Raw genomic sequence first — 24363 nt, 5'->3', positions numbered from 1 at the left:
TCCACGCTTCGGACGGGCCGGCCGGCGGACGTCCGGCGGACGCAGAATGGCGGCATGGTCATGGTCAGCGGGGAGAGCGCGGCCGACGGCGGGCCCGGCGCGGCGGCCGTGCCGCGGGCGCGCGGCGAGTGGGCGCGCCACTGGCGCTACGACGGGCTGCCGGGCCTCGACCTGCTGCGCGCCCGCTACGTCCGGCACTCCTTCCCCCGCCACGCGCACGACGGCTATGTGGTCTGCGCGGTCACCTCCGGCATCGAGGAGGTCGGGCTCCGGCAGGGCACCGTCCGGGCCGGCCACGGCGGCATCATCATGATCAACCCGGAGGTCGCGCACACCGCGCGGGCGGGCGCACCCGAGGGCTGGACCTACGCCACGCTCTACCCGTCCTACGAGCTCGTCGCGGAGATCGCCGAGGAGACCACAGCGCTGCGCGGCACCCCGGGCTTCGACCGCACGACCGCCGAGGAGCCACAGCTCGGCCGCATGATCACCGAGATTCACCGGGCCGCCGAGACCGGTAACGCCCTGGCCGCCGACAGCCTGCTGCGGACCGTCCTCGCCCGGCTGCTGCGCCGCTACGGAGGCCCCCTCCCGGCGCGTACGCCCCGCACCGCGGGCGCCCGGACCGCCGCCCGCGCCCGGGCCGTCCTGGAGGAGCGGATGGCCGACCCGCCCTCCTTGGAGCGGCTGGCGCAGGAGCTCGGCACCAGCCCGTTCGCGCTGCTGCGGGCCTTCAGGAGCGCTTACGGCATGCCGCCGCACACCTGGCTCACCGACGCCCGGGTGCGCCGGGCCCGCAGGCTCCTGGAAGCGGGCCGCACACCCGCCGATACGGCCCTCGCCGTCGGCTTCACCGACCAGCCGCATCTGAACCGGCACTTCACCCGGATCGTCGGCGTACCGCCCGGCGCGTACCGGAGGGAGCGGTCGGCCCAGGGGCGGGCGGTACGAGCGGACGGGCTCTGAGTGCGCGGTCGGGCGGTGTGCGTGCCGGGCGCAAGAACGTACAAGACCTGCGACAGTCCCGGAACCTAAGGTCCGGGACGTGCCAGAACAGACAGAGATACGCACCACGGAGCGGGCCGCGCCACCACCGCCGGCACCGCCCGCGACCTCCGACGCCGCCGTCATCAGGGACGCGCTCGGCGTCGGCATCGCCGTCGGCCTCTCCGGATTCGCCTTCGGCGTGACCTCAGCCGGCGTCGGGCTCAGCCTCGTGCAGACCTGCGCGCTCAGCCTGCTGGTGTTCACCGGGGCCTCCCAGTTCGCCCTGGTAGGCGCGCTGGCGGCGGGCGGCAACCCGCTCACCGCCGCGGCCGGCGCGTTCTTCCTGGGGGCCCGCAACGCCTTCTACGGGCTGCGGCTGTCCGCCGTCCTCGGGTACCGGGCCACGGTCAAACCGTTCGCCGCCCACTGGGTCATCGACGAAACCTCGGCCGTCACCCTGGCCCAGCCCGACCGGCGCACCGCCCGGCTCGGCTTCACCGTCACCGGGCTGACCCTCTACGTCCTGTGGAACCTCACCACCCTCGCCGGTGCCCTGGGCGCCGAGGCGCTCGGCGACACCGAGGCCTGGGGCCTGGACGCGGCCGGTCCCGCGGTCTTCCTGGCGCTGCTGGCGCCGATGCTCAAGGACACCGTGGAGCGGGTCGCGGCCGGTCTCGCCGTGGTGCTGGTCATGGTGACGCTGCCGCTGCTGCCCACCGGCGTGCCGGTGCTGGTCTCGGCGCTCGCCGCACCCGCCGTCCTCGTCGTCCAGGGGCGCCGCGGGCGGGGGACGGCGCAGGAGCCGGGCGCCCCGGCCCACGACGCCGGGGCGCCCGCGCGCCCGGAGGGAAACCCCGAGAGCCGCCCCGCCAACGAGGAGGACCGGGCATGAACGTCTGGATCGCGATCGCCGTCACCGCTGTCGGCTGCTACCTGGTCAAGTACCTCGGCCTGGCGGCACCCGCCGGCCTGCTGGAGCGCCCGCTGGTCAAACGGCTGGCCGCGCTGCTGCCGGTGGCCCTGCTGGCCGCGCTCACCGCCCAGCAGACCTTCAGCGACGGCCGGCACCTGATGCTCGACGCCAAGGCCGCGGGGGTGGCCGCCGCGGCCGTCGCGCTCGTCCTGCGGGCGCCGTTCCTCCTGGTCATCGGTGTCGCCGTGGCTGTCACCGCGGGGGTGCGGGCCCTGGGAGGGTGAGCGCCGCGGAAGGCCCTCGTGCGGAAGGCCCTAGAGGGGACGCCCGTACGCCCGGAGGGTCAGCAGCGCCTTGAGCGTCACCATCGGACGGCTCTCCAGCGCCGTCCCGGGTGCCCACACCCGCCAGTTCACCGGCCAGCCGCCGTCCTCCTCCTGGAGCGCGACGAGGTGGTCCAGCGCCCGCTCCATCTCGTCGTCGGTGAACCAGTCCCTGGCCAGTGAGCCGGGCGCGGGGGCGAAGTCGTAGGCGAGGTGGTGCTCCCCGGGGGCGTACCCCGGTGCCACCGGAACGTCCGCGGCCTGCTCCGGGTCCAGCAGCACCAGACGCCGGTCCCGTACGAGCCGGCCGAGCCGCTGCGCCGCCGCGGCGGCCCGCGGCCGGTCCGGGGCGCCGTCCAGGAAGGCCACGGCCGCCTCGACCTCGTACGGGTGGGTCTCCTCCATCGACTCCACGGCCGCCCAGCAGTAGTCCGTGGCCCGGAACAGCCAGGCGTGCCACACCTCGTTCCGGTGCAGGACACCCACCACGGGACCGGTGGCCAGAAGGGCGCTCGGCGGATCGTCGACCACCGGGATCCAGGGCGCGGACGGATAGCCGCGCAGCGAAGGGTGCAGCGCGGGCAGCGCGCCCTCCGGGGTGGAGATCTTCGTCAGATAGCGGCAGATCCGCTCCACCTGGCGGCCGTCGCACCGCCCGATCAGATCGAGGACCTTCAGGGCGTGCGCGGTGTGCAGCGGCTGGCTGACCGGGCCGCGAAGATCGGGCTCCAGGGCGTGGCCGAAGCCGTCGTCGTCGTTGCGGTACGCGGCGAGCGCGGTCTCCACGGGGTCGGCCCCGCCGCCGAGGAAGTGGTACTCGAAGAGCCGCTGCTCGAGTACCCGGGCGGTCAGCCAGACGAATCGCTCGGCTCGCGCCAGAGGAGTCGAAGGTGAGCTTACGTTTTCGGCCATGGGCTGACCGTAGGGCCGTTTCCTCCCGGTGGCACCGGCTCGCGACCGCTGCCCTCCCAGGGCGGGATACTGAAGGCATGCGGTTGACGGTCTTCTGGCAGCGGATGGCGGATCACTTCGGTGCGGCGTATGCCGACTCCTTCGCGCGCGATCATGTGATGTCCGGCCTCGGCGGCCGGACCGTGCACGAGGCGCTGGACGCGGGGTGGAGCGCCAAGGAGGTGTGGCGGGTGGTCTGCTCGGTCATGGAGGTGCCGTCCGACAAACGCTGAACGGATCCCTTCGCAGGGCTCTGACCTGGGCGGAAGAGGGCCCGGGGGCCGGGCGGCGCGGGCCGGGGCACGGTCCGGGACCGGGAATGTCATGACCGTACGCGACACTTGGGTCCGTGCCCGAGTCAGATGAGATCCCCAGCAACGACGTCCCACGCCCCGAGGACCGGTCCGATGCGCGGATGCCGCGCTGGCTTCCGCGTGCCATGGTGCTCGCGCTCGCCCTGGTGGCCTGCTTCCAGCTCGCCACCTGGGGATTCCACCAGCTGATCACGCTGCTGCTGAACGTGCTGATCGCGTTCTTCCTCGCGCTGGCCGTCGAACCTGCCGTCGACTGGATGGCCGCCCGGGGCATGCGGCGCGGGCTGGCCACCGGTCTGGTCTTCCTGGGCATCCTCGTCGCCGCGGCCGGATTCTTCGCGCTGCTGGGCTCCATGCTCGCCGGCCAGATAGCCAACATGGTCGAGGAGTTCCCGCAGTACCTGGACTCCGTGATCAGCTGGATCAACAACACCCTGCACACCCACCTCTCGCGGGTCCAGGTGCAGAACAACCTGCTCAAGTCGGACTGGCTCCAGAAGTACGTCACGGACAGCGCCAACAACGTGCTGGCCGTCTCCGCGACGGTGCTGGGCAGTCTGTTCAACCTGCTGACGGTGGCGCTGTTCTCGTTCTACTTCGCCGCCGACGGGCCCCGGCTGCGCCGCGCGCTGTGCTCCGTGCTGCCGCCGCACCGCCAGACGGAGGTGCTGCGCGCCTGGGAGATCGCGGTCGCCAAGACCGGCGGCTACCTCTACTCGCGCGGCCTGATGGCGCTGATCTCCGGTATCGCGCACTACGTGCTGCTGGAGATCCTGGGGGTCCCGTACGCCCCGGCGCTGGGCATGTGGGTGGGCCTGGTCTCCCAGTTCATCCCGACCATAGGGACCTATCTCGCGGGCGCCCTGCCGGTCCTGATCGCGTTCACCGTCGATCCCTGGTACGCCCTGTGGGTCTTCGGCTTCGTTGTGATCTACCAGCAGTTCGAGAACTACCTCCTCCAGCCGCGGATCACCGCCAAGACGGTGGACATCCATCCCGCCGTCGCCTTCGGCTCGGTCGTCGCCGGCACGGCTCTGATGGGCGCGGTGGGCGCGCTGATCTCGATCCCGGCGACGGCGACGCTGCAAGCCTTCCTCGGCGCGTATGTGAAGCGGTACGAGGTCACCGACGACCCCCGGGTCCACGGCAGACGCGAGCTGGGGGTCCGGGCCCTGGCCCGTATGCGGCGGAACCTGCACGACACGCAGCCGTCGGCTCCGCTGGAGGACCGGAAGGCGGATGGCACCCCGGCCGAGGGCCAGGACGCCGGCTGACGGAGGGGCGCACCATCGAAGGGGCGGGGCGGCCTCGCGCGGGGCGGTTCCCCGCCCACGACGTGTGGGTGAGGCCGCTTGACACCAAAATCGAACATCCATTCTCATGGGAGCTCCGGCCGCTGTCCTCGGGCTTTTCGCGGAGTTATCCACAGGCCGGAGCCGGGTCCGGGCGCATTGTCAGTGGCAGGCGTTAGCGTCATGGACGTGAAGCGATCGACTCAAGCAAATCGGGTGGAACCCATGGCAGGCACTGACCGCGAGAAGGCGCTGGACGCCGCGCTCGCACAGATTGAACGGCAATTCGGCAAGGGCGCCGTGATGCGCATGGGGGAGCGGTCGAAGGAGCCCATCGAGGTCATCCCCACCGGATCCACCGCCCTCGACGTCGCGCTCGGCGTCGGCGGCCTCCCCCGCGGCCGCGTCATCGAGGTCTACGGCCCGGAGTCCTCCGGTAAGACGACCCTGACCCTGCACGCCGTCGCGAACGCCCAGAAGGCCGGCGGCTCCGTCGCGTTCATCGACGCCGAGCACGCGCTCGACCCGGAGTACGCCAAGAAGCTCGGCGTGGACACCGACTCCCTGATCCTGTCCCAGCCGGACAACGGCGAGCAGGCACTGGAGATCACGGACATGCTGGTCCGCTCCGGCGCGCTCGACCTCATCGTGATCGACTCCGTCGCCGCCCTGGTGCCGCGGGCCGAGATCGAGGGCGAGATGGGCGACTCCCACGTCGGCCTCCAGGCCCGGCTGATGAGCCAGGCACTGCGCAAGATCACCAGCGCGCTCAACCAGTCCAAGACCACCGCGATCTTCATCAACCAGCTCCGCGAGAAGATCGGCGTGATGTTCGGCTCGCCGGAGACCACGACCGGTGGCCGTGCGCTGAAGTTCTACGCCTCGGTGCGTCTCGACATCCGCCGCATCGAAACCCTCAAGGACGGCACGGACGCGGTCGGCAACCGCACCCGCGTCAAGGTCGTCAAGAACAAGGTCTCCCCGCCCTTCAAGCAGGCCGAGTTCGACATCCTCTACGGCCAGGGCATCAGCCGCGAGGGCGGCCTGATCGACATGGGCGTGGAGCACGGCTTCATCCGCAAGTCCGGCGCTTGGTACACCTACGAGGGCGACCAGCTCGGCCAGGGCAAGGAGAACGCCCGCAACTTCCTCAAGGACAACCCGGATCTCGCCAACGAGATCGAGAAGAAGATCAAGGAGAAGCTCGGCATCGGTGTGCAGCCGAAGGACCCGGCGGCGGAGCCCGGTACGGACGCCGCGGTGGCGGCGGCCGACCCGGCTGCGGCTCCGGCACCGGCGGCCAAGGGCGCCAAGGGCTCCAAGGCCGCCGCGGCCAAGAGCTAGCCCGCCATGACGCGGCGAACGGAATGGCCGGGCAGCGAGGACGAGATCGACAGCGCTGCCGGCGACGCCGAGACCCGTAGCGGACGCAGGGGCCGTCATGGCCGTGAGGACAGCGGTGGCTCCTCCTCGTCGAGGGCCGAGTCGGGGCCACCGCGTACGCCCGAGGAGCAGGCGCGGGCCATCTGCCTGCGCCTGCTCACCGGGAACCCACGTACGCGCAAGCAGCTCGAGGACGCCCTGCGCCGGCGGGGCATCCCTGAGGAGGCCGCGGACGAGGTGCTGTCCCGCTTCGAGGACGTCGGGCTGATCGACGACGCGGCCTTCGCCGACGCCTGGGTGGAGTCCCGCCACCATGGGCGCGGCCTGGCCCGGCGTGCCCTGGCCCGCGAACTCCGCACCAAGGGAGTGGACTCCGCCCTCATCGATGTGGCCGTCGGCCGCCTCGACTCCGAGCAGGAGGAGTCCACCGCCCGCGAGCTGGTCGACCGGAAACTGCGTGCCACCAGAGGCCTGGACCGCGAGAAGCGCCTTCGCCGCCTGGCCGGAATGCTGGCCCGCAAGGGATACCCGGAGGGCCTCGCCCTCCGCGTCGTCAAACAGGCGCTGGAGGAGGAAGGCGAGGATCCGGATCTTCTGGAGCAGCACGGTCTGCTGGACAGCTGAGGGGCGGCGGCCGGCGCCATACCCGTCAGCGAACCCGGCGGGGCCGGTGACCGGGCGGCCGCGCACTGGGTCCGGCCACGCACTGGGTCCGGCCGCGCACTGGGGCCGGCGGGGCGCCGGGCCCAAGGGCAAACTGACTGAGGGCGAAGGCGACTTCGTCGCGGCGCGGGCGGCGGACGTGGCGAGGGCGTGGGCCGGACGCAGGGGTGGGCGCCCTCAGCCCTCCACCCCCAACCCCGCCCCCCGCCAAGCCTGAAATCCCCCCGCCAAATCGGTGGCCCGATGCAGCCCCAGCTGGCGTAGCGAGAGGGCGGCGAGGCTCGATGCGTAGCCCTCGTTGCAGATGACGACGACCGGCAGATCGTGGTGCGTCGCTTCCGGGGCGCGGTGTGCGCCTGTCGGATCGAGCCGCCACTCCAGTTCGTTGCGCTCGACGATCAGGGCGCCGGGGATGGTGCCGTCACGCTCCCGCAGTTCCGCGTAGCGGATGTCCACCAGCAGCCCGCCCGCCTCCTGGAGGGCGGCGGCCTCCAGGGGATCCACCCGGTGCCCCAGTTGGCGCCGGGCCTGCGCCAGCAGGGCATCGACCGCGCTCATGCCCACTCCTCCGGCTGCTCGACCGCTTCGAGCCGCAGCACCGGCCCGGTGCGGCTGTAGCGCCGCATCAGCGGCAGCGGCGGGTAGTAGGCGTGCACCGACACCGCATGGGTGTCCGCGGAGAGGTTGAGCACCTGGTGCACATGGTGCGGGCCGAACGCCCGGCCGTGCCCGTCGCTGAGCCGGCGCTCCCGGTCCACGTCGTCGGCGAGCTCCAGGGTCTTCCAGCCCTCGGTGGGCAGTGCGGCGGCGAGCGACTGTTCCGTCAGCTCACCCGCGGCCGCCGCGAAGGCGCCGCGCGAGCCGCCGTGGTCGTGCCAGCCGGTGCCGGTGCCGGGCGGCCAGCCGATCAGCCAGGCCTCGCTGCCGCCCGGCCCGTCCAGCCGGAGCCAGGTACGGCCTTCGGGGTCGAGCGGGAGCGAAGCGACCAGGGCCGGGTCGGTGGCGGCCCGGCGGGCGAAGTCGAGGAGTTCGGAGGCGCTGGGCCCGCCGTCCTCGCCGAGGGCAGGCGGGCGCGCAGGGGTGTGTACGTCGGGCACGGAAACCGTCCTGAGTGATCGCGAAGAGGCGCGGCTGCCCGTCAGAGGCGGGCGGCCGCGCGGGGAAGGAAGATGCGGATCAGCAGGACGGACGACACATGCAGCCCGCGTAGCGGACCAGGTCGAGATGGACCCTCCGCCAGAATCGCGAGCTGTGATCAGTCATTCTCGGAGTGAAGCACGGAGCTTCCCACAGGGTCAACCGCGGAAGCGCCCCCCTCTCCGGCCGCGTCGCCCCCGGGTGCCGCGGCATCCCGGCCGGCCCCGGTCACCGGCCCGTGTGCCCCGCCCCGTACGGCGTTCGCGCACGCGGCCATCTCGGCCGGGCGGACGCCGGACAGCGCGGTGACCAGATGGCCGTCCGGCCGCACGAGCAGCACGGTGTGCGCGGAGGCACCCGGATAGGCCTCGGTGACCAGGATCTCGGCGTCCATCGGCAACGCGTCGACCGCGTCGGCCAGTCGGGGCATCAGTCCGGCCGACTGCCAGTGCCGACGGTCCCAGACGCCGGTGCCGGGGGCCACCAGCACCACCAGCAGACCGCGCCCGAGCCGGTCGCGCAGCCGTACCACCGAGCCGTCCGACGCGGTCACCGCCACATCCGTGACCGGCGCGCCGGGCGGTGTCTCGACGAGGAGGCCGCCGGTGTGCTCGGCGGGCGGTCCCAGCGGGGTGCGGGCATAGACGGGCGGGGCGCCGAGCGGGCCGCGGCCCAGGTGGCCGTCGGTCAGCAGGGTGCTGCGGCCGCGCGCCGCGCCCGGGAGGACGGTGCGCCAGTGGGCCGCGCGGCCGTCGCGCAGCAGCGGCAGCGCCTGGTCCGCGGCGCGCAGCCGGGCCGCGACCGCGCCCCGCCGCTCGGCCTGGTAGCTGTCGAGCAGCACGTCGGACGCGCCGTGATGCCAGGCCAGGCCCAGCTTCCAGGCGAGGTTCTCGGCGTCCCGCAGCCCCTCCTCCAGGCCCTGGGTGCCAAGGGCGCCCAGCAGATGCGCGGAGTCCCCGGCGAGGAAGGCCCGGCCCTGCCGCCAGTCCCGGGCCAGCCGGTGGTGGACGGTGTGCACGCCCGTGTCGAGGAGTTCGTACGGTGGCACCAGCCGACCGTGGCCGCGCCCCCGGGGGAGCGCGGCGTCGCCCTCGGCGCCGGTCTCGTCGGCGGGGCCGGCCGGGGACTCGCTGGTCCAGCCGGCCAGCGAGTCCCGGATCCGGGCGACCAGGGCGTCCGGGGTGACCAGTTCGCGCCCCGGCGGCAGCAGCCAGTCCAGCCGCCAGACATGGCCGGCCAGCGGGCGGGCGGAGACCTCGTTGCCCGGTCCGCCGCCCTGCCGGGGCGGCGAGCGGTGCAGCAGGGCCTCGCCGGGCCAGGGGAGCTCGCAGCGCAGCGCGGCCACCGCATGCCGTTCGACGGCCGTACGGCCCGGGAAGCGGATGTCCAGCAGCTTGCGGACGGTCGACCGGGGGCCGTCGCAGCCGATGAGGTAACTCCCGCGCCACCAGGTGCCGTTGGGGCCGCGGGTGTGGGCGCTGATGCCGTGCTCGTCCTGTTCGAGGTCGGCGAGCCGGCTGCCGGTGACGATCTCGGCGAGCTTCTCGTGGGCGAGCGCGGCGCGCAGGGCGCGGGTGAGCGCGTGCTGCGGGAGGTGGAGCGGGGAGGCGGTGGCGGGGGTGGCCGCGCCGTCGGGGGTCCGCGGGGCGAAGGCGACGCGTTCCCGCAGGCGCCGGCGGCGCATCGTGCGCCAGGCCGTCCAGTGGGTGCCGGCGCTCTCCAGGGTGTCGGCGCAGCCGAGCCGGGCGACGAAGGCGGCGGTGTCCGGGCGGAGCACGACGGTGCGGGCGGGCCGGGTCTCCTCCTGGCCGGTGGTCTCGTCGAGGACGACGGTCGGGACGCCGAGGCGGGTGAGGGCGAGCGAGAGGGAGAGGCCGACCGGGCCGGCCCCGACGACGATCACCGGGTCCACGGCGCAGCTCCCCGGGGCCGCTGGTACGTACGGGACATGCGGGAACTGGCAGTTGGAGCCCGGTGCGTGATCACACAGCGTATGCAACCCACTGCGACCGCTCGCGTCAAGTGACGGAGGCGGTGGCGAGGGTGCCACCGCCTCCGGACGGATCGATATCGGCCGCGGGCGGCCCGGGGTGCGTCAGTCCTTCGTGGCGGCCGGGCCGTCCGGCACCGCGTCGGAGACCTCCATCGCGTCGGTGGCCGTGACCGGCTCGCCGGCCGTGGCGACACCGATGCCCGTCTTGGCCCGCCGGCCGCGCCGCTCGATCCAGTTGGCGAGGGCGGACAGCGCCAGGCACATCGCGACGTAGATGCTGCCGATGACGATGATGAACGGCACGTAGGTGTCGTTGCCGTTGACGATGATGTTGGTGCTCATCTGGCGGGCGGTGAAGAGCAGTTCCTCGAAGGTGATGATGTAGCCGAGGGAGGTGTCCTTCAGGGTCACCACGAGCTGGCTGATGATCGTCGGCAGCATCGCCCGCACGGCCTGCGGGATCAGCACCGTCGTCATGACCTGCGTCTTGCTCATGCCCAGGGCGTACGCGGCCTCACGCTGCCCCGTGGGGACGGAGAGGATGCCGGCCCGCAGCACCTCGGCCTGGACCGAGCCGTTGTAGACCGTCAGGCCGATGACCAGGGCCCAGAACTGCGGCTGGTCGCCGGTCAGACCGATGCTTCCCCGGTTGCTGAGCAGGATCACCCACAGGGCATAGATGGTGATCAGCAGCGGTACGGCGCGGAACAGCTCGATGAACCCGGTCGCCAGCCAGCGGACCGGCCGGTGGTCGGAGAGCCGCGCCACCGCGAGCAGCACGCCCAGCGCCAGTGACAGCACCGCGGCGACCGCGAAGACCTGAAGCGTGGTCACCAGGCCGTCGCGGATGTTGGTCCGCACACCGGCGTTGTTGAAGATGTTCCACACCTCGGGGGCGAGCTGGCCCTGGGTGTTCAGCCGCAGCACGACGAAGACGATCAGGGCCAGCACCGCGAGCGAGCCGACCACGGAGTAGACGAGGTTGCGTGCCCTCGCCTTCGGTCCTGGTACGTCGTAGAGAACGCTGGCGCCGCTCATGCCCTTACCTCGCTTTGTTCCGCCGCGCCTGCGCGTGGCACCCACGTCATGCTGATCCGCCCCTTGCGGCCGCTCATCGGGCCACCCCCATACGGCGCTCCAGCAGCCGGAAGACGGCGCTGATGGCGAAGGTGATGATGAGGTAGGCGAGCGCGGTCCACAGGAAGATCCAGGCGATCGCGTATCCCTTGTCGTTGAGCAGCTTGGAGACGTTGAACAGCTCGCCGTAGCCGAACGCTCCGGCGATCGCGGAGTTCTTCGTCAGCGCGATGAAGATGCTGCTCAGCGGGGGCAGTACGGTGCGCGTGGCCTGCGGGAGCACGATCTGGCTCAGCGTCTGGGAGAACGTCATACCGAGGCTGCGCGCGGCCTCCGCCTGCCCCAGCGGCACGGTGTTGATGCCGGACCGCACCGCCTCGCACACGAAGGAGGAGGTGTAGAAGCCGAGCGCCAGTGTGGCGAGCACGTAGGGGCTCGCCCCCTGGAAGAGGACCTGCGGTACGACGAAGAAGGCGACGAGGAAGAGCAGCGTCAGCGGTGTGTTGCGCAGCACCGTGACCCAGGCCGTCCCGAAGGCGCGCAGCGGCGGAATCGGGGAGACCCGGAAACCGGCTATGAGCACGCCGAGTACCAGCGCGAGCAGGGCGCTGGACGCGGTGATCGCCAGCGTTCCGAGGAATCCGTCCCGGAACTCGGGCAGATAATCGAGGAGTACGTTCATGGGGTCTCCGCGGTAGCGGTCATCGGGTCGACGGCGGGAAGTGAGTCAGCGGCGGGCGAAGACACCGCGCGCCCCGCACACCCGCCGCGGCGGGCGTACGGGGCGGCGCAGATCGGTGGGTTCGCGAGCGCCTCAGCCGCGGGGCAGCGGCGTCTCCGGGGCGACGAACTTCGACCCGGACTTGCCGAGCGTGCCGTCGTACGCCTTCTTGTAGTCACCGTTCTTGATGTGGTTCTCCAGCGCGTCGGTGATCGCGTCGCGCAGGGCCTTGTCGTCCTTGTTCATGCCGACGCCGTAGGGCTCCTTGGTGAACGACTTGCCGACGACCCGGAGCTTCTCGGGGCGCTGGGCGGCGTAGCCCTTGAGGATCGCGTCGTCGGTGGTGACCGCGTCGACCTGGCCGTCCAGCAGGTTCTTCACGCAGTCCGAGTACTTGGACTGCTCGCTGGTGACGGCGCCGTACTTCTTCTTCTTGATCTCCTGGAGCGGAGTGGAGCCGACGATCGAGCAGACCTTCTTGCCCTTGAGGGTGTCCGGTCCGGTGATGGCCTTGTCGTCCTTGCGCACCAGGAGGTCCGCGCCGGCCGTGTAGTACGGGCCCGCGAAGCCGACCTGCTTCTTGCGCTCGTCGTTGATCGTGTAGGTACCGACGTAGTAGTCGACCTGCCCGTTGGAGATGGTGGTCTCACGGACGTTGGAGTCGATCGTCTTGAACTCGATCTGCTTCTCGGAGAAGCCGAGGTCGGCGGCGACCATCTTGGCGATCTCGATGTCGAAGCCGGAGTACTTGCCGGTGGTGTCCTTGAAGCCCAGGAACGGCTGGTCGGCCTTGACGCCGATGACGATCTTCTTGGCCTTCTGCGCCTTCTTCAGCACCGGCGAGTCGATCTTGGGCGCCGAGGCGACCTTGTACTTGCCGCTGAAGAGATCGCCGCCGGCCGGCTTGTCGCCCGCCGCGCCCGACTCGCCGCCACAGGCGGTCGCCGTCGCCGCCAGCGCGAGCACCACCGCACCGGCCGCAGCCGTCTTACGAATCCTCATGGTGAACATCCTTTGGTTCAGCAAGTGTTGGCAATGATGGTGGCCCAACTGCGGGCTCAGTGGTGGAGGATCTTCGACAGGAAGTCCTTGGCGCGGTCGCTGCGCGGGTTGTTGAAGAACTGGTTCGGCTCGGCCTCTTCGACGATGCGGCCGTCCGCCATGAAGACGACCCGGTTCGCCGCGGAGCGCGCGAACCCCATCTCATGGGTGACGACGACCATCGTCATGCCGTCCCGGGCGAGCTGCTGCATGACGTCCAGCACCTCGTTGATCATTTCCGGGTCGAGCGCGGAGGTCGGCTCGTCGAACAGCATCACCTTCGGGTCCATCGCCAGCGCACGGGCGATCGCCACCCGCTGCTGCTGACCGCCGGAGAGCTGCGCGGGGTACTTGTCCGCCTGGGTGCCGACACCGACCCGGTCGAGCAGGGCGCGGGCCTTCTTCGCGGCTTCCGCCTTGTCCGTTTTGCGGACCTTGGTCTGGCCCAGCATCACATTCTCGAGCACGGTCTTGTGCGCGAAGAGGTTGAAGGACTGGAAGACCATGCCCACATCGGCGCGCAGCCGGGCCAGTTCGCGGCCCTCCTGCGGCAGTGGCTTCCCGTCGATCGTGATGCTGCCGCTGTCGATGGTCTCCAGGCGGTTGATCGTGCGGCAGAGCGTCGACTTGCCCGAGCCCGAGGGCCCGATCACGACGACGACCTCGCCGCGGTTGATCGTCAGGTCGATGTCCTGGAGCACGTGCAGCGCGCCGAAGTGCTTGTTCACGTTGTCCAGCACGACCAGCTGGTCCGCTGCCGGCGCGGGACCGTCGGCGTTCTTGGTCACCGATACTTCGCTCATCGGCGTGTGGCTCCGTCCTCCTCGATTGGGGAGGACCCTAGTGACGCCCCGCGACCAGCGTCATTACATCTGAGCTGAACTTGAGCATAACGATCCGGCCGCGACGGGACCCCGGGCGCGCAGCGCGCCGTCCGCGGTGGACAGGACGCCATGGTGGTGTCCCCGGCGTACCGGCTGGGTAACGGATGGCGGCGCGGAGGTGGCCACCTCTTGACGCATGGGCCTCCTATCGCCGTAGATGCCCTGTGGCCTGTACGCATGCACCCGGGAGGAGGCCAGATGAGACTGCTGCTCGTCGAGGATGACGATCATGTCGCCGCGGCCCTGTCCGCGGTGCTCGCCAAGCACGGCCTGGCCGTCGTGCATGCGCGCAACGGCGAGGACGCGCTCAAGGCCCTGCTGCCCGACCACGGGGAGCCGTTCGCGGTGGTGCTGCTCGACCTCGGGCTGCCCGACCAGGACGGTTTCGAGGTGTGCGGCCGGATCCGCAAGCTCTGCGCCACCCCCGTCATCATGGTCACCGCGCGCTCCGATGTGCGCTCGCGCATCCACGGGCTCAACCTCGGCGCGGACGACTATGTCGTCAAGCCGTACGACACCGGTGAGCTGCTGGCCCGCATCCACGCGGTGAGCCGGCGCAACGCGCCCGGCGGCGGTGAGCAGGCCGCCGAGGAGAGCACCGCCGGCGAGGCGCTGCGCCTGGGCGCGGTCACCGTCGAACTCTCCACCCGCCAGGTGGCGGTGGACGGCGCCGCGGTCCCGCTCACCCGCAAGGAGTTCGACCTGCTCGCGCTGCTCGCCCAGCGCCCCGGTGTGGTCTTCCGCCGGGAGCAGATCATCAGCGAGGTGTGGCGCACGAGCTGGGAGGGCACCGGCCGGACCCTGGAGGTGCATATCGCCTCACTCCGCGCCAAACTGCGCATGCCCGCGCTGATCGAGACGGTGCGCGGGGTCGGCTACCGTCTGGTCGTCCCGGCCGCCGGGCCGGGCGTGCGCACCTCTGCCGCCCCGGCCTCCTGAAGGCCGCCGCGACCACGTGCGCACCCGACTCCTCCCACTCCTCATCGTCCTCATGGCCGGTGTCCTGCTCGCGCTCGGCATCCCGCTCGGCGTCATCACGGCCGGGGTGGAGCAGCAGCGGGTGGTCGTCGACCGGATCGACGACGCCGCCCGCTTCGCCTCCCTCGCCCAGTTCGTCACCGCCCGCCCCGACGCGGACGACGGGCACAAGACCCCGGAGGAGGACGAGCGGCGCGCCACCCTCCGAACCGAGCTCGCGCGCTACTACGACCTCTACGGCATACGTGCCGGTGTCTTCTACCGCGATCGCACCCCCATGGCCGCCGCCCCCGTCGGCCTGCCGGTACCCCAGGACGGGGAGGCCGCACGAGCCTTCAGCGAGGCGCTGGCCGGCCGTCGCAGCCATGACCCGCACCAGGTCTGGCCCTGGGACGACAAGGGCCGCATCCCGGTCGCCTCACCGGTGATCCGCGACGGCGATGTGGTCGCCGTCGTGATGACCGACTCGCCCACGGGCCAGCTGCGCTCGCACGTCCTGCGCGGCTGGCTGCTGATCGCGGCCGGCGAGTGTGCGGCCATGCTCGTCGCCGTCGCCGCGGCCTTCCGTCTCACGGGCTGGGTGCTGCGTCCCGTACGGGTCCTGGACGCGGCCAGCCACGACATCGCCACCGGCCGGATGAACGCCCGGGTCGCCGCCACCGCGGGCCCGCCCGAACTGCGCCGGCTGGCCCGCTCGTTCAACGAGATGGCCGACAACGTCGAGGACGTCCTGGAGCAGCAGCGCGCCTTTGTCGCCGACGCGTCCCACCAACTGCGCAACCCGCTGTCCGCGCTGCTGCTGCGGATCGAGCTGCTGGCGCTCGAACTCCCCGACGGCAACGCGGAGATCGCCTCGGTCCGCACCGAGGGCAAACGCCTGGCCCGGGTCCTGGACGATCTGCTCGACCTCGCCCTCGCCGAACACACCGCCGCCGACCTCCAGCTCACCGATGTCGCGGCGCTGACCGCCGAGCGCGTCGACTCCTGGCGCCCGCTGGCCGACGACAAGGGCGTCGGCCTCACCTATGAGGGGCAGAGCGCCGTCACCGGCTGGGCCGACCCGGTGGCCCTCTCCAGCGCCCTGGACGCCGTGATCGACAACGCCCTGAAATTCACCCCGGAGGGCCGTCCGGTCACCGTCGGCGTCGCACCGGACGGTGAGCGTGTCCACGTCACCGTCGCCGACCGGGGCCCCGGCCTCACCGACGACGAGCTCTCCCGGGTCGGTGACCGCTTCTGGCGCAGCAGCCGCCACCAGAACGTCTCCGGATCGGGCCTCGGCCTGTCGATCACCCGCGCGCTGCTCACCGCGGGCGGCGCCACCATCGCCTATGCCCCGCACCCCCCGCACGGGCTGAAGGTCACCGTGACCGTGCCGCGCACCGCACCGTGAGAGAGCCGGTGCGCAGGCGTCGGCGGCCCCGCCGACTGTGCTACCGTCGATGACGTTGCAGTTGTGGTACCCATGAACGATGTGCGCGCCCGGAGGCTGGATGCCCCGGGCGTTCCTTGTTTTCCGGACCTGTTCCGGTATGGGGCAATCATCTCGGCGACAAGGAGGCCGTGCAGTACGGTCTCCCGTTTGCCCCATGAAGGAGAAAAACATGGCTTCCGGCACCGTCAAGTGGTTCAACTCGGAAAAGGGCTTCGGCTTCATCGAGCAGGACGGCGGCGGCCCCGATGTCTTCGCCCACTACTCGAACATCAACGCGCAGGGCTTCCGTGAGCTCCTCGAGGGCCAGAAGGTCACCTTCGACGTGACCCAGGGCCCCAAGGGCCCGCAGGCGGAGAACATCGCCGCTGCCTGACGCACCGCGTCCCGTGAGCGGGGCCCGCACCGGCACGTCCGGTGCGGGCCCCGCTCCGTTCGCGGGCCGGCCCGGGCGGACGCCTCAGGGCTTCTGCGACACGTAATAGCGCCGGGCCCCGGTGTGCAGCTCCAGCGGGTCGGTGAACACCGCCGTCCGCAGATCCACCTTCTGCGCGGCATGCACCTGGCGTCCGATCCAGTCCCGGCTGTCGATGACGGTCCGGGTGATGCCCTCGGTCAGCGCGGCGTCCTGGCGGTCCGTCGTCACCAGCAGATTCGCCACCGCGATCGTCTTCACGGCCTGCCCGCCCTGGGCCCTCGGGTAGGCGTCGGCGGGCATCACCGCGGCCCGGTAATAGCGGGTGCGCTCGCCCTGCCGGTGCAGCGCCTCGCTCAGATCCCCGAGCTGGACCAGGCGCACCGGGAAGCGCTGCGTCAGGTGCTGCACCGCCGTGGTCGGCAGCCCGCCGGACCAGAAGAAGGCGTCCAGCTTGTGCTGCTCCAGCAGCTGCGGCATCCGGTCGATACCGACCCGCACCGGCTCGATGTCCCTGGCGAAGTCCAGTCCGGCCGCCTCCAGCAGCCGCCGGGTGATCAGCTGGACGCCGGAGCCGTCGGTCCCGACCCCGACCCGCAGCCGCCGCAGATCCTTCGTCGAGCGCACCGCGGAGTCCTTCGGCACCACCAGCTGCATGTAGTCGTCGTACAGCCGCGCGCAGGCCCGCAGCCGGTCCGCGCCCGGCTCGCCCCTGATCTTGTACGTGGCGACCGCGTCCGCCGTCGCGATGCTGTACTCCGCGCGCCCGGCGACCAGCTGCCGCAGATTGTCGATCGAGCCCTCGGTGCGGGCCAGCCGCAGATCCACGTCCGGCAGGTCATGGGCCAGATCCTGCTTCAGCAGCTCCCCGTAGCGCGCGTAGACGCCGGTCGGGACGCCCGTCGCCAGCGTCACCCGGCCCCCGGGAGCGGGCGTACCGCCCGTCGACAGCAGCCACCACAGCCCCAGCCCGAGGGCGACCAGTGCCGCGATCGCCGCCTGGACGGCCCGGCGACCGGTGCGGGGGAGTGCTGTGACCATGGGCGGGATACTGCCAGGACCGCGGCGGGAAAGGGAGGGGCGGGGCCCGGTCCGGTGAGGTCACCGGCGTCCGGACCGGCTCTCCTGGCTGCCGGCGCGGCACGTGCCGCCGCCCTTGGGGGCCGGGAACGGACGGGCGTCAGGGCCCCGGGACCGGCCGCGCTTGCACCCGCAACAGCAGGAGTTACGGTGGCGAAGTGGCGCCCGATCCGCTCCGGCGGCAGCGGGCAGCCCCTCCCTACCTGGACCCAGCGGGGACCCGGCACGTCCCTACCGCGCGCCCTGCGGCGCGCACGCCAAGAGAACTCCCTCCACCCTCAGCGCACCGGCGTCGGTGCCCCCACACCACGGCCCCCTGATGCGCCGGTGCGGGAAGCGACACCTCATGAAACCGCCCACCGCACTGCGGCCCGACACCCGTGCCCGGTCCGAAGCCGTCCGCCCACCCCCCGTCGCCGCCGATGCCGGGCTGCTCCTCCTGCGGCTTGCCGTGGGACTGATCCTGGCCGGCCACGGCGCCCAGAAACTCTTCGGACTCTTCGGCGGCCGGGGGCTCGATATCACCGCCAAGGGCTTCGAATCCCTCGGCTACCGGCCCGGCACCTTCTTCGCCGGCCTCGCCGGAACCTCGGAACTCCTCGGCGGCCTCGGCCTCGCCCTGGGACTGCTCACCCCCCTGGCAGCCGCCGCACTGATCGGCGTGATGATCAACGCCATGGTCCTGGCGGCGCCCAAGGGACTCTGGGCGGAGACCGGCGGCCTCGAATACCCGCTGACCATCGCCGTCGCCGCACTGACCGTCGCGGCCACCGGCCCCGGCCGCTACGCCCTCGACCGGCCCTTCCGCTGGGGGCGCGGCGGCTGGCGCAGCGCGGCCTTCGCCCTGGGAGCCGGCGGCCTCGGCGCCGCCCTCGTACTGGCCCTCTGAGCGTGCCTCCGGGCCTTCCCGCGCCCGGTACCGGATGTTCCCGGCCGGGCCTCCGGCGTCAGGAGGTACTTCCGGCACCGCCTACCCTTGTGGCATGAGCAGCAGCGACCGGAGCCAGGCAGTGGGCGTCAACAAGAGTTACGAGATCCGCACCTACGGGTGCCAGATGAACGTCCACGACTCCGAGCGGTTGTCCGGCCTGCTGGAAGAGGCCGGATACGTGCCCGCGCCCAAGGACGGCGACGGCGCCGATGTCGTGGTCTTCAACACCTGCGCGGTGCGGGAGAACGCCGACAACCGGCTCTACGGCAACCTCGGTCAGCTCGCCCCGAAGAAGGCCGCGCGGCCCGGCATGCAGATCGCCGTGGGCGGCTGCCTCGCTCAGAAGGACCGCGACACCATCGTCAAGAAGGCCCCCTGGGTCGACGTGGTCTTCGGGACCCACAACATCGGCAAGCTGCCGGTGCTGCTGGAGCGTGCCCGCGTCCAGGAAGAGGCGCAGGTCGAGATCGCCGAATCCCTGGAGGCGTTCCCCTCGACCCTGCCCACCCGGCGGGAGAGCGCCTACGCGGCCTGGGTCTCCATCTCCGTGGGCTGCAACAACACCTGCACCTTCTGCATCGTGCCCGCGCTGCGCGGCAAGGAGAAGGACCGCCGGCCCGGCGACATCCTGGCCGAGATCGAGGCGCTGGTCTCCGAGGGCGTCAGCGAGATCACCCTGCTCGGCCAGAACGTCAACGCCTACGGCTCCGACATCGGCGACCGTGAGGCCTTCAGCAAGCTGCTGCGCGCCTGCGGCAAGATCGAGGGCCTGGAGCGGGTCCGCTTCACCTCCCCGCACCCCCGCGACTTCACCGACGACGTCATCGCCGCCATGGCCGAGACGCCGAACGTGATGCCGCAGCTCCACATGCCGCTCCAGTCCGGCTCCGACCGCGTCCTGAAGGCGATGCGCCGCTCGTACCGCCAGGAGCGCTTCCTCGGCATCATCGAGAAGGTCCGCGCCGCGATGCCGGACGCCGCCATCTCCACGGACATCATCGTCGGCTTCCCCGGCGAGACCGAGGAGGACTTCGAGCAGACCCTGCACACGGTCCGCGAGTCCCGCTTCGCCCAGGCCTTCACCTTCCAGTACTCCAAGCGCCCCGGCACCCCGGCCGCCGACATGGACGGCCAGATCCCCAAGGCCGTCGTCCAGGAGCGCTACGAGCGCCTGGTCGCCCTCCAGGAGGAGATCTCCTGGGCGGAGAACAAGAAGCAGGTCGGTCGCACCCTGGAGGTCCTGGTCGCCGAGGGCGAGGGCCGCAAGGACGAGGCGACCCACCGCCTGTCCGGCCGTGCCGCCGACAACCGGCTGGTCCACTTCACCCGCCCCGACGAGCCGGTCCGCCCCGGCGATGTGGTGACCGTCGAGGTCACCTACGCCGCTCCGCACCACCTCCTGGCGGAGGGCCCGGCCAAGGCGGTCCGCCGCACCCGCGCCGGGGACGCCTGGGAGAAGCGCAACGCCGCCCCGGCGGACAAGCCCAAGGGCGTACTACTGGGCCTGCCCACCATCGGGGCCCCGGCACCGAGCCCGGCGCCCGCCGCCGGCTGCGGCTGCGACTGACCCGGCTCGCACAGGGCGCCCCGGGGCACGGCGACCCGCCCCGCACCAGGGGCGTTACGCTGCGTGTCATGCTCGTAGCCGCCGCCCTCTGCCCCTGCCCGCCGCTGCTCGTCCCGGAGGTGGCCGCCGGGGCGGCGCCCGAACTCGACGCGCTGCGCGCCGCCTGTCTGGACGCGATCGGCGTGCTCGCGGCGGCCCGCCCCGACCGGCTGGTCGTCCTCGGCCCCACCGACGAGGCCGGCAGTGGCCCGTACCCCCAGGGGGCCACCGGCTCCTTCCGCGGCTTCGGGGTGGACCTCCAGGTGCCGCTGGGCGCCGCGGAGACCGCACCGGAGCGGGAACTCCCGCCGTCGCTGGCCGTCGGCGCCTGGCTGCTGTCCCGTACGGACTGGGACGACGCCCCCGTGGAGGGGCTGGGAGTGGCACAATCGCTGCCCCGCGACCGCTGTCTGGAACTGGGCCGGGAGGCCGCCGCGGCCGCTCCCCGGGTCGCTCTGCTGGTGCTGGGGGACGGCAGTGCCTGCCGGACGGTGAAGGCGCCCGGCTACTTCGACGAGCGGGCCGAGCCCTTCGACGCCGAAGTGGCCCGCGCCCTGGGCGGCGCCGACATCGCCGCACTGGCCGCGCTCGACGAGGAGCGGGCGGCCGGCCTCCAGGCGTCCGGACGGGCCTGCTGGCAGGTCCTGGCGGGGGCGGCGGAGAACGCGGACCGGAGCGGACGGCTGCTCCGCGAGGAGGCGCCCTACGGGGTGGGTTACTTCGTGGCGGCCTGGTCGTAGCGCGGCCGCCCGGGGGGTATGCCCACGGCCGCGAGGCGCTTCGCCCGCGGCCGTCGTGGCGGTGCTCCGCTCAGCGCGCCTGGTGCCGCGCGCTCTCGCTGTCCGCGGCGGCCTCCGCCGACTGCTGCCGGGGGATCCCGGCGCTCTCACCGGCCTGCTCCGCGCGCGGTGTCCCGGCGTCCGCCGCCCCCGCTTCCGGCGCTTCCGGCGCTTCCGGCGCTTCCGGCGCCTCCCCGGCTGCCGGCGCGGCCGCCGCCGGGCTCTCGGTGCCGTCCGCGGCGTCTCCGGCGTGATCGGCGTCCCCGGACTCGGACGGAACGGCCGGCGTCGTCGGCTCCTCCACCTCGGCCGCCACCGCCGTAGTGGCACTCTCCTCCGTCAGCGCCTCGGACGTACGGCGGCGAAACCGCGAAAACACACCCATAACTGCTCCTACGCTCTTCATCTGGTGACATCCCGGTCCGCCCGGGAGCGGACCGTTGCGCCGCCCGCGGGCGCCGGGTGCTGCGCCGGCTCTCTGGACCTCGCAACAGGCAACGAGGTCATCGGTGGCCCGTCACGTCGCTCGTTCGAGATGGGGGCGTGAGGTTTGCGAGACTGACGGGGTGAACACCGCCGTTCCCGCTCCGCGGGTCATCGCCGTCGTCGGTCCCACCGCGGCCGGAAAGTCCGATCTGGGCGTCGCGCTCGCACAACACCTGGGGGGCGAGGTCATCAACGCCGACTCCATGCAGCTCTACCGCGGCATGGACATCGGCACCGCCAAACTCACGCCCGAGGAGCAGCAGGGCGTTCCGCACCGCCTCCTGGACATCTGGGATGTGACCCGCGCCGCCAGCGTCGCCGAGTACCAGCGGCTGGCCCGCGCCGAGATCGACCGGCTGCTCGCCGAGGGCCGTACCCCGGTCCTGGTCGGCGGCTCCGGCCTCTACGTACGCGGCGCCATCGACGCCCTCGACTTCCCCGGCACCGACCCGGAGGTGCGCGCCCGCCTGGAGGCCGAACTCGCCGAACTGGGCAGCGGCCCCCTCCACGCCCGGCTGGCCGCCGCCGACCCCGAGGCCGGCCGCGCGATCCTGGCGAGCAACGGCCGCCGCATCGTGCGTGCCCTGGAGGTCATCGAGATCACCGGCCGCCCCTTCACTGCCAACCTCCCCGGCCATGAAGCGGTCTACGACACCCTCCAGATCGGCGTCGACGTCGCGCGCCCCGAACTCGACGAGCGGATCGCGCGGCGGGTCGACCGTATGTGGGAGGCGGGCCTGGTCGACGAGGTGCGCCGGCTGGAGGGCGAGGGGCTGCGCGAGGGCCGTACGGCGTCCCGGGCGCTCGGCTACCAGCAGGTGCTCGCCCAGCTCGCGGGGGAGTGCACCGAGCAGGAGGCGCGCGACGAGACGGTGCGCGCCACCAAGCGCTTCGCGCGCCGCCAGGACTCGTGGTTCCGCCGGGACCCGCGGGTCCACTGGCTCAGCGGCGCCGCCGAGCACCGGGGGGAACTTCCTGGACAGGCACTGGCGTTGCTCGAACGACCGGTCACAGCCTGATCACGTCATGGCATCGGGACGCTCCGGCCGTCATCCGGGCCCCTGAGGGCGTGTCATCATCGACCTTCGATCGAGGCGTGCAGTCTGGAGTGGGGAGGGCGCGTGGCAATGGAGGCCGGCCCTCGCAACGGAGCGCAGCAACCGGACAGCGGCGCCGACACGGCTCCCCTGACCGACGACGGTCCGGACGCCGACGACGGTCTGTCCGGCCCCGGCGGTGTCGGCGGCGGACCGCTCACCGACCCGGATACCCTGGACGACTCCGACGCACCGGACGACGGCCCCGGGGAGGGCGGCGAGTCCTTCCGGGAGCTGCGCCCGCCGCGCCGTCTGCGGCTGTGGCAGCTGGCCCCGATCGTCGCCCTCGCCGCCCTCGGCTCGCTGATGTTCGCCTTCCCGCTCGCCTTCGAGCTGGGCGGCGACGGCGGCGCGATGATCGCGATGCTCGGCCTGCTGCTGTGCTGCTGCGCCGCGGGCTGGGGCATGATGGCCGCCCGCCGCGTCGGCTACACCTGGCCCGGCCTTCCCGCGCAGGGCTCCGGCCGCCGCGCCTGCTGGCGCGTGGTGCTGATCTACACCGTCCTGGTGGCCATCCCGGCATCGCTGGCCATATGGCGCGTGGCCCGGCTGCGCTGAGGCGTGGCCCGGGCGGGGCGGCCGGTCGGTACGCAGACCGTCTTCCTGCCGCTCGTTTGCACCCACTCGGTTTCGCGCCTGAAGCTTGGGCGCCCTCGGTTTTCGCGTCTCAAGCTTGGGCGCCTCCAGCTTGGGCGCCTCCAGTTCTGGCCCCTGTTGTTTCCCCTCCCGTTGTTTCCCCGCCGCCCACCCCCCTTCGGGGGGTGGGCGGGACAGGTGAGCACCCGGGCTTCAGGGGTGGCCGGATACAGGCGAGCACCCGGGCTTCGGAGGCGGGCGAGTACAGGTGAGCACTCGCGCTTCGGGGCGGTCGGGCGCAGGTGAGCACCCCGGCCCCAGGCCCTGGGCGCCAGGGCCACCGCCCCCGAGCCCCGTACACCCCCACCCCCGCCCTCCCCGTACGATGCAAGGGTGACCAGCACGCAGCGCCTCGCCTTTCTCAAGGGCCACGGCACCGAGAACGACTTCGTGATCGTCCCTGACCCGGACGGGCGGCTCGACCTGCCCGCGACCGCCGTCGCCAGGATCTGCGACCGGCGGGCCGGCCTCGGCGGCGACGGCCTGCTGCGCGTCGTACGGTCCGCCGCGCACCCCGAGGCGCACGACCAGGCCGGCGAGGCCGAGTGGTTCATGGACTACCGCAACAGCGACGGCTCGATCGCCGAGATGTGCGGCAACGGCGTCCGCGTCTTCGCGCGCTATCTGCTGCACGCCGGTCTGGTCGAGGCCGGTGACCTCGCCATCGCCACCCGCGCCGGCGTTCGCCGTGTGCACCTCGCCAAGACCGGCGATGTCACGGTCTCCATGGGCCGGGCCGAACTTCCCGACGAGAGCGTCGTCGTCACCCTCGGCGGCCGCAGCTGGCCGGCCCGCAACGTGAACATGGGCAATCCGCACGCGGTCACCTTCGTCGAGGATCTGGCCCACGCCGGCGACCTGCTGGCCGTACCGCCGTTCAGCCCAGCGTCGGTTTATCCCGCCGGCGTGAACGTCGAGTTCGTCGTCGACCGCGGTCCGCGCCATGTGGCGATGCGGGTCCATGAACGCGGTTCGGGCGAGACCCGCTCCTGCGGCACCGGCGCCTGTGCGGTCGCCGTGGCCACCGCCCGCCGGGACGGTCTGGACCCCGCCGAGACCGGTACGCCCGCCACGTACCGGGTCGATGTGCTCGGCGGCAGCCTGTCCATCACCGAGCGGCCCGACGGCACGGTCGAGATGACCGGCCCGGCCGAGATCGTCGCCGAGGGCACTTTCGACGCCGCCTGGCTGGCCGGCGCGCTCGCCTGACGCGGCCTCGCCGCGTACCGCCTCCCCGGCCCGCT

General features: G+C 72.3%; 27 protein-coding genes. 16 read left to right on the top strand and 11 right to left on the bottom strand.

Annotated features, from left to right (window positions below; genetic code table 11):
- Nucleotides 1–54 precede the first annotated feature (54 nt).
- From TU31_RS29280 to TU31_RS29270, 3 genes are all read left to right on the top strand, one after another.
- Complete coding sequence (locus TU31_RS29280) at nt 55–966, top strand: AraC family transcriptional regulator (RefSeq protein WP_042159905.1); 912 nt, start codon at nt 55–57, stop codon at nt 964–966.
- A 79-nt stretch (nt 967–1045) separates the two neighbouring features.
- Entirely contained in the window at nt 1046–1879 is an 834-nt protein-coding gene (locus tag TU31_RS29275) for an AzlC family ABC transporter permease (RefSeq protein ID WP_042159903.1), read from the top strand.
- Nucleotides 1876–2184, top strand: coding sequence for an AzlD domain-containing protein (locus TU31_RS29270; RefSeq protein ID WP_042159901.1), 309 nt, complete (start codon nt 1876–1878; stop codon nt 2182–2184). Before TU31_RS29275 ends, TU31_RS29270 begins: the two co-directional genes overlap by 4 nt.
- A 30-nt stretch (nt 2185–2214) precedes the next feature.
- On the opposite strand, the gene TU31_RS29265 is transcribed toward TU31_RS29270, so the two are convergent.
- The gene (locus tag TU31_RS29265; protein ID WP_042159899.1) at nt 2215–3135 is read right to left on the bottom strand and encodes a hypothetical protein; all 921 of its coding nucleotides are present in this window, start codon (nt 3133–3135) and stop codon (nt 2215–2217) included.
- Between the two features lie 77 nt (nt 3136–3212).
- On the opposite strand from TU31_RS29265, the gene TU31_RS29260 reads away from it, so the two are divergent.
- From TU31_RS29260 to recX, 4 genes are all read left to right on the top strand, one after another.
- Complete coding sequence (locus tag TU31_RS29260; protein WP_042159897.1) at nt 3213–3407, top strand: DUF3046 domain-containing protein; 195 nt, start codon at nt 3213–3215, stop codon at nt 3405–3407.
- A 134-nt stretch (nt 3408–3541) separates the two neighbouring features.
- Complete coding sequence (locus TU31_RS29255) at nt 3542–4762, top strand: AI-2E family transporter (RefSeq protein ID WP_285440662.1); 1221 nt, start codon at nt 3542–3544, stop codon at nt 4760–4762.
- Between the two features lie 243 nt (nt 4763–5005).
- Nucleotides 5006–6124: a recombinase RecA gene (gene recA / locus TU31_RS29250; RefSeq protein ID WP_042159895.1), complete on the top strand. Its 1119-nt coding sequence runs from the start codon at nt 5006–5008 to the stop codon at nt 6122–6124.
- 6 nt (nt 6125–6130) lie between these two features.
- Nucleotides 6131–6787 carry a recombination regulator RecX gene (gene recX, locus TU31_RS29245; protein ID WP_042159894.1) on the top strand — a complete coding sequence of 219 codons (657 nt, stop codon included), beginning with the start codon at nt 6131–6133 and terminating at the stop codon, nt 6785–6787.
- Nucleotides 6788–7003: 216 nt separating this feature from the next.
- Here the strand turns inward: recX and TU31_RS29240 are convergent, their stop codons facing one another.
- The 8 genes from TU31_RS29240 to TU31_RS29210 form a co-directional block, all read right to left on the bottom strand.
- On the bottom strand, nt 7004–7384 hold the full coding sequence (locus TU31_RS29240) for a rhodanese-like domain-containing protein (RefSeq protein ID WP_042159892.1): 381 nt from the start codon (nt 7382–7384) through the stop codon (nt 7004–7006).
- Complete coding sequence (locus tag TU31_RS29235; protein ID WP_042159889.1) at nt 7381–7923, bottom strand: cupin domain-containing protein; 543 nt, start codon at nt 7921–7923, stop codon at nt 7381–7383. The genes TU31_RS29240 and TU31_RS29235 overlap by 4 nt, the downstream gene beginning before the upstream one ends.
- A 79-nt stretch (nt 7924–8002) precedes the next feature.
- On the bottom strand, nt 8003–8089 hold the full coding sequence (locus TU31_RS40685) for a putative leader peptide (RefSeq protein ID WP_311044721.1): 87 nt from the start codon (nt 8087–8089) through the stop codon (nt 8003–8005).
- On the bottom strand, nt 8082–9875 hold the full coding sequence (locus TU31_RS29230) for an FAD-dependent monooxygenase (RefSeq protein ID WP_042159888.1): 1794 nt from the start codon (nt 9873–9875) through the stop codon (nt 8082–8084). Before TU31_RS29230 ends, TU31_RS40685 begins: the two co-directional genes overlap by 8 nt.
- 183 nt (nt 9876–10058) lie before the next feature.
- Nucleotides 10059–10994, bottom strand: coding sequence for an amino acid ABC transporter permease (locus TU31_RS29225; RefSeq protein WP_042159886.1), 936 nt, complete (start codon nt 10992–10994; stop codon nt 10059–10061).
- A gap of 73 nt (nt 10995–11067) precedes the next feature.
- Nucleotides 11068–11715, bottom strand: coding sequence for an amino acid ABC transporter permease (locus TU31_RS29220; RefSeq protein ID WP_042159884.1), 648 nt, complete (start codon nt 11713–11715; stop codon nt 11068–11070).
- Nucleotides 11716–11847: 132 nt separating this feature from the next.
- Complete coding sequence (locus tag TU31_RS29215; RefSeq protein WP_042160118.1) at nt 11848–12756, bottom strand: glutamate ABC transporter substrate-binding protein; 909 nt, start codon at nt 12754–12756, stop codon at nt 11848–11850.
- 56 nt (nt 12757–12812) lie between these two features.
- Entirely contained in the window at nt 12813–13598 is a 786-nt protein-coding gene (locus TU31_RS29210; RefSeq protein WP_042159881.1) for an amino acid ABC transporter ATP-binding protein, read from the bottom strand.
- 279 nt (nt 13599–13877) lie between these two features.
- Between TU31_RS29210 and TU31_RS29205 the strand changes: the two genes are divergently transcribed.
- The 3 genes from TU31_RS29205 (at nt 13878) to TU31_RS29195 (ending at nt 16465) form a co-directional block, all read left to right on the top strand.
- Entirely contained in the window at nt 13878–14618 is a 741-nt protein-coding gene (locus tag TU31_RS29205; protein ID WP_042159879.1) for a response regulator transcription factor, read from the top strand.
- A 16-nt stretch (nt 14619–14634) separates the two neighbouring features.
- Nucleotides 14635–16050 carry a HAMP domain-containing sensor histidine kinase gene (locus TU31_RS29200; RefSeq protein ID WP_042159877.1) on the top strand — a complete coding sequence of 472 codons (1416 nt, stop codon included), beginning with the start codon at nt 14635–14637 and terminating at the stop codon, nt 16048–16050.
- Nucleotides 16051–16261: 211 nt separating this feature from the next.
- Entirely contained in the window at nt 16262–16465 is a 204-nt protein-coding gene (locus TU31_RS29195) for a cold-shock protein (RefSeq protein ID WP_042160117.1), read from the top strand.
- 84 nt (nt 16466–16549) lie between these two features.
- Here the strand turns inward: TU31_RS29195 and TU31_RS29190 are convergent, their stop codons facing one another.
- Entirely contained in the window at nt 16550–17545 is a 996-nt protein-coding gene (locus tag TU31_RS29190) for a TAXI family TRAP transporter solute-binding subunit (RefSeq protein ID WP_042159875.1), read from the bottom strand.
- Nucleotides 17546–17930: 385 nt separating this feature from the next.
- Here TU31_RS29190 and TU31_RS29185 point away from each other — a divergent pair, with 385 nt between their 5' ends.
- The 3 genes from TU31_RS29185 (at nt 17931) to TU31_RS29175 (ending at nt 20861) form a co-directional block, all read left to right on the top strand.
- Nucleotides 17931–18473 carry a DoxX family protein gene (locus TU31_RS29185; protein WP_052719096.1) on the top strand — a complete coding sequence of 181 codons (543 nt, stop codon included), beginning with the start codon at nt 17931–17933 and terminating at the stop codon, nt 18471–18473.
- 94 nt (nt 18474–18567) lie between these two features.
- Nucleotides 18568–20082 carry a tRNA (N6-isopentenyl adenosine(37)-C2)-methylthiotransferase MiaB gene (gene miaB, locus TU31_RS29180; RefSeq protein WP_042159873.1) on the top strand — a complete coding sequence of 505 codons (1515 nt, stop codon included), beginning with the start codon at nt 18568–18570 and terminating at the stop codon, nt 20080–20082.
- 68 nt (nt 20083–20150) lie between these two features.
- On the top strand, nt 20151–20861 hold the full coding sequence (locus TU31_RS29175) for a class III extradiol dioxygenase subunit B-like domain-containing protein (RefSeq protein WP_042159871.1): 711 nt from the start codon (nt 20151–20153) through the stop codon (nt 20859–20861).
- Nucleotides 20862–20931: 70 nt separating this feature from the next.
- On the opposite strand, the gene TU31_RS29170 is transcribed toward TU31_RS29175, so the two are convergent.
- On the bottom strand, nt 20932–21279 hold the full coding sequence (locus TU31_RS29170; protein ID WP_158894771.1) for a hypothetical protein: 348 nt from the start codon (nt 21277–21279) through the stop codon (nt 20932–20934).
- Nucleotides 21280–21466: 187 nt separating this feature from the next.
- Here TU31_RS29170 and miaA point away from each other — a divergent pair, with 187 nt between their 5' ends.
- The 3 genes from miaA to dapF all read left to right on the top strand — a co-directional run bounded on the left by miaA (nt 21467) and on the right by dapF (nt 24328).
- Nucleotides 21467–22405, top strand: a complete 939-nt coding sequence (gene miaA / locus TU31_RS29165) for a tRNA (adenosine(37)-N6)-dimethylallyltransferase MiaA (protein WP_042159867.1) — start codon at nt 21467–21469, stop codon at nt 22403–22405.
- A 108-nt stretch (nt 22406–22513) separates the two neighbouring features.
- Nucleotides 22514–23041, top strand: a complete 528-nt coding sequence (locus TU31_RS29160; protein ID WP_042159865.1) for a hypothetical protein — start codon at nt 22514–22516, stop codon at nt 23039–23041.
- 411 nt (nt 23042–23452) lie between these two features.
- On the top strand, nt 23453–24328 hold the full coding sequence (gene dapF / locus TU31_RS29155; RefSeq protein WP_042159863.1) for a diaminopimelate epimerase: 876 nt from the start codon (nt 23453–23455) through the stop codon (nt 24326–24328).
- The last annotated feature ends 35 nt before the right edge of the window (nt 24329–24363 follow it).

The organism is Streptomyces lydicamycinicus, from assembly GCF_000829715.2.
Taxonomy (GTDB): Bacteria; Actinomycetota; Actinomycetes; order Streptomycetales; family Streptomycetaceae; genus Streptomyces; species Streptomyces lydicamycinicus.
The sequence above is the reverse complement of the archived record's forward strand: the minus strand, read 5'-3'. Positions and strand labels throughout refer to the sequence as shown.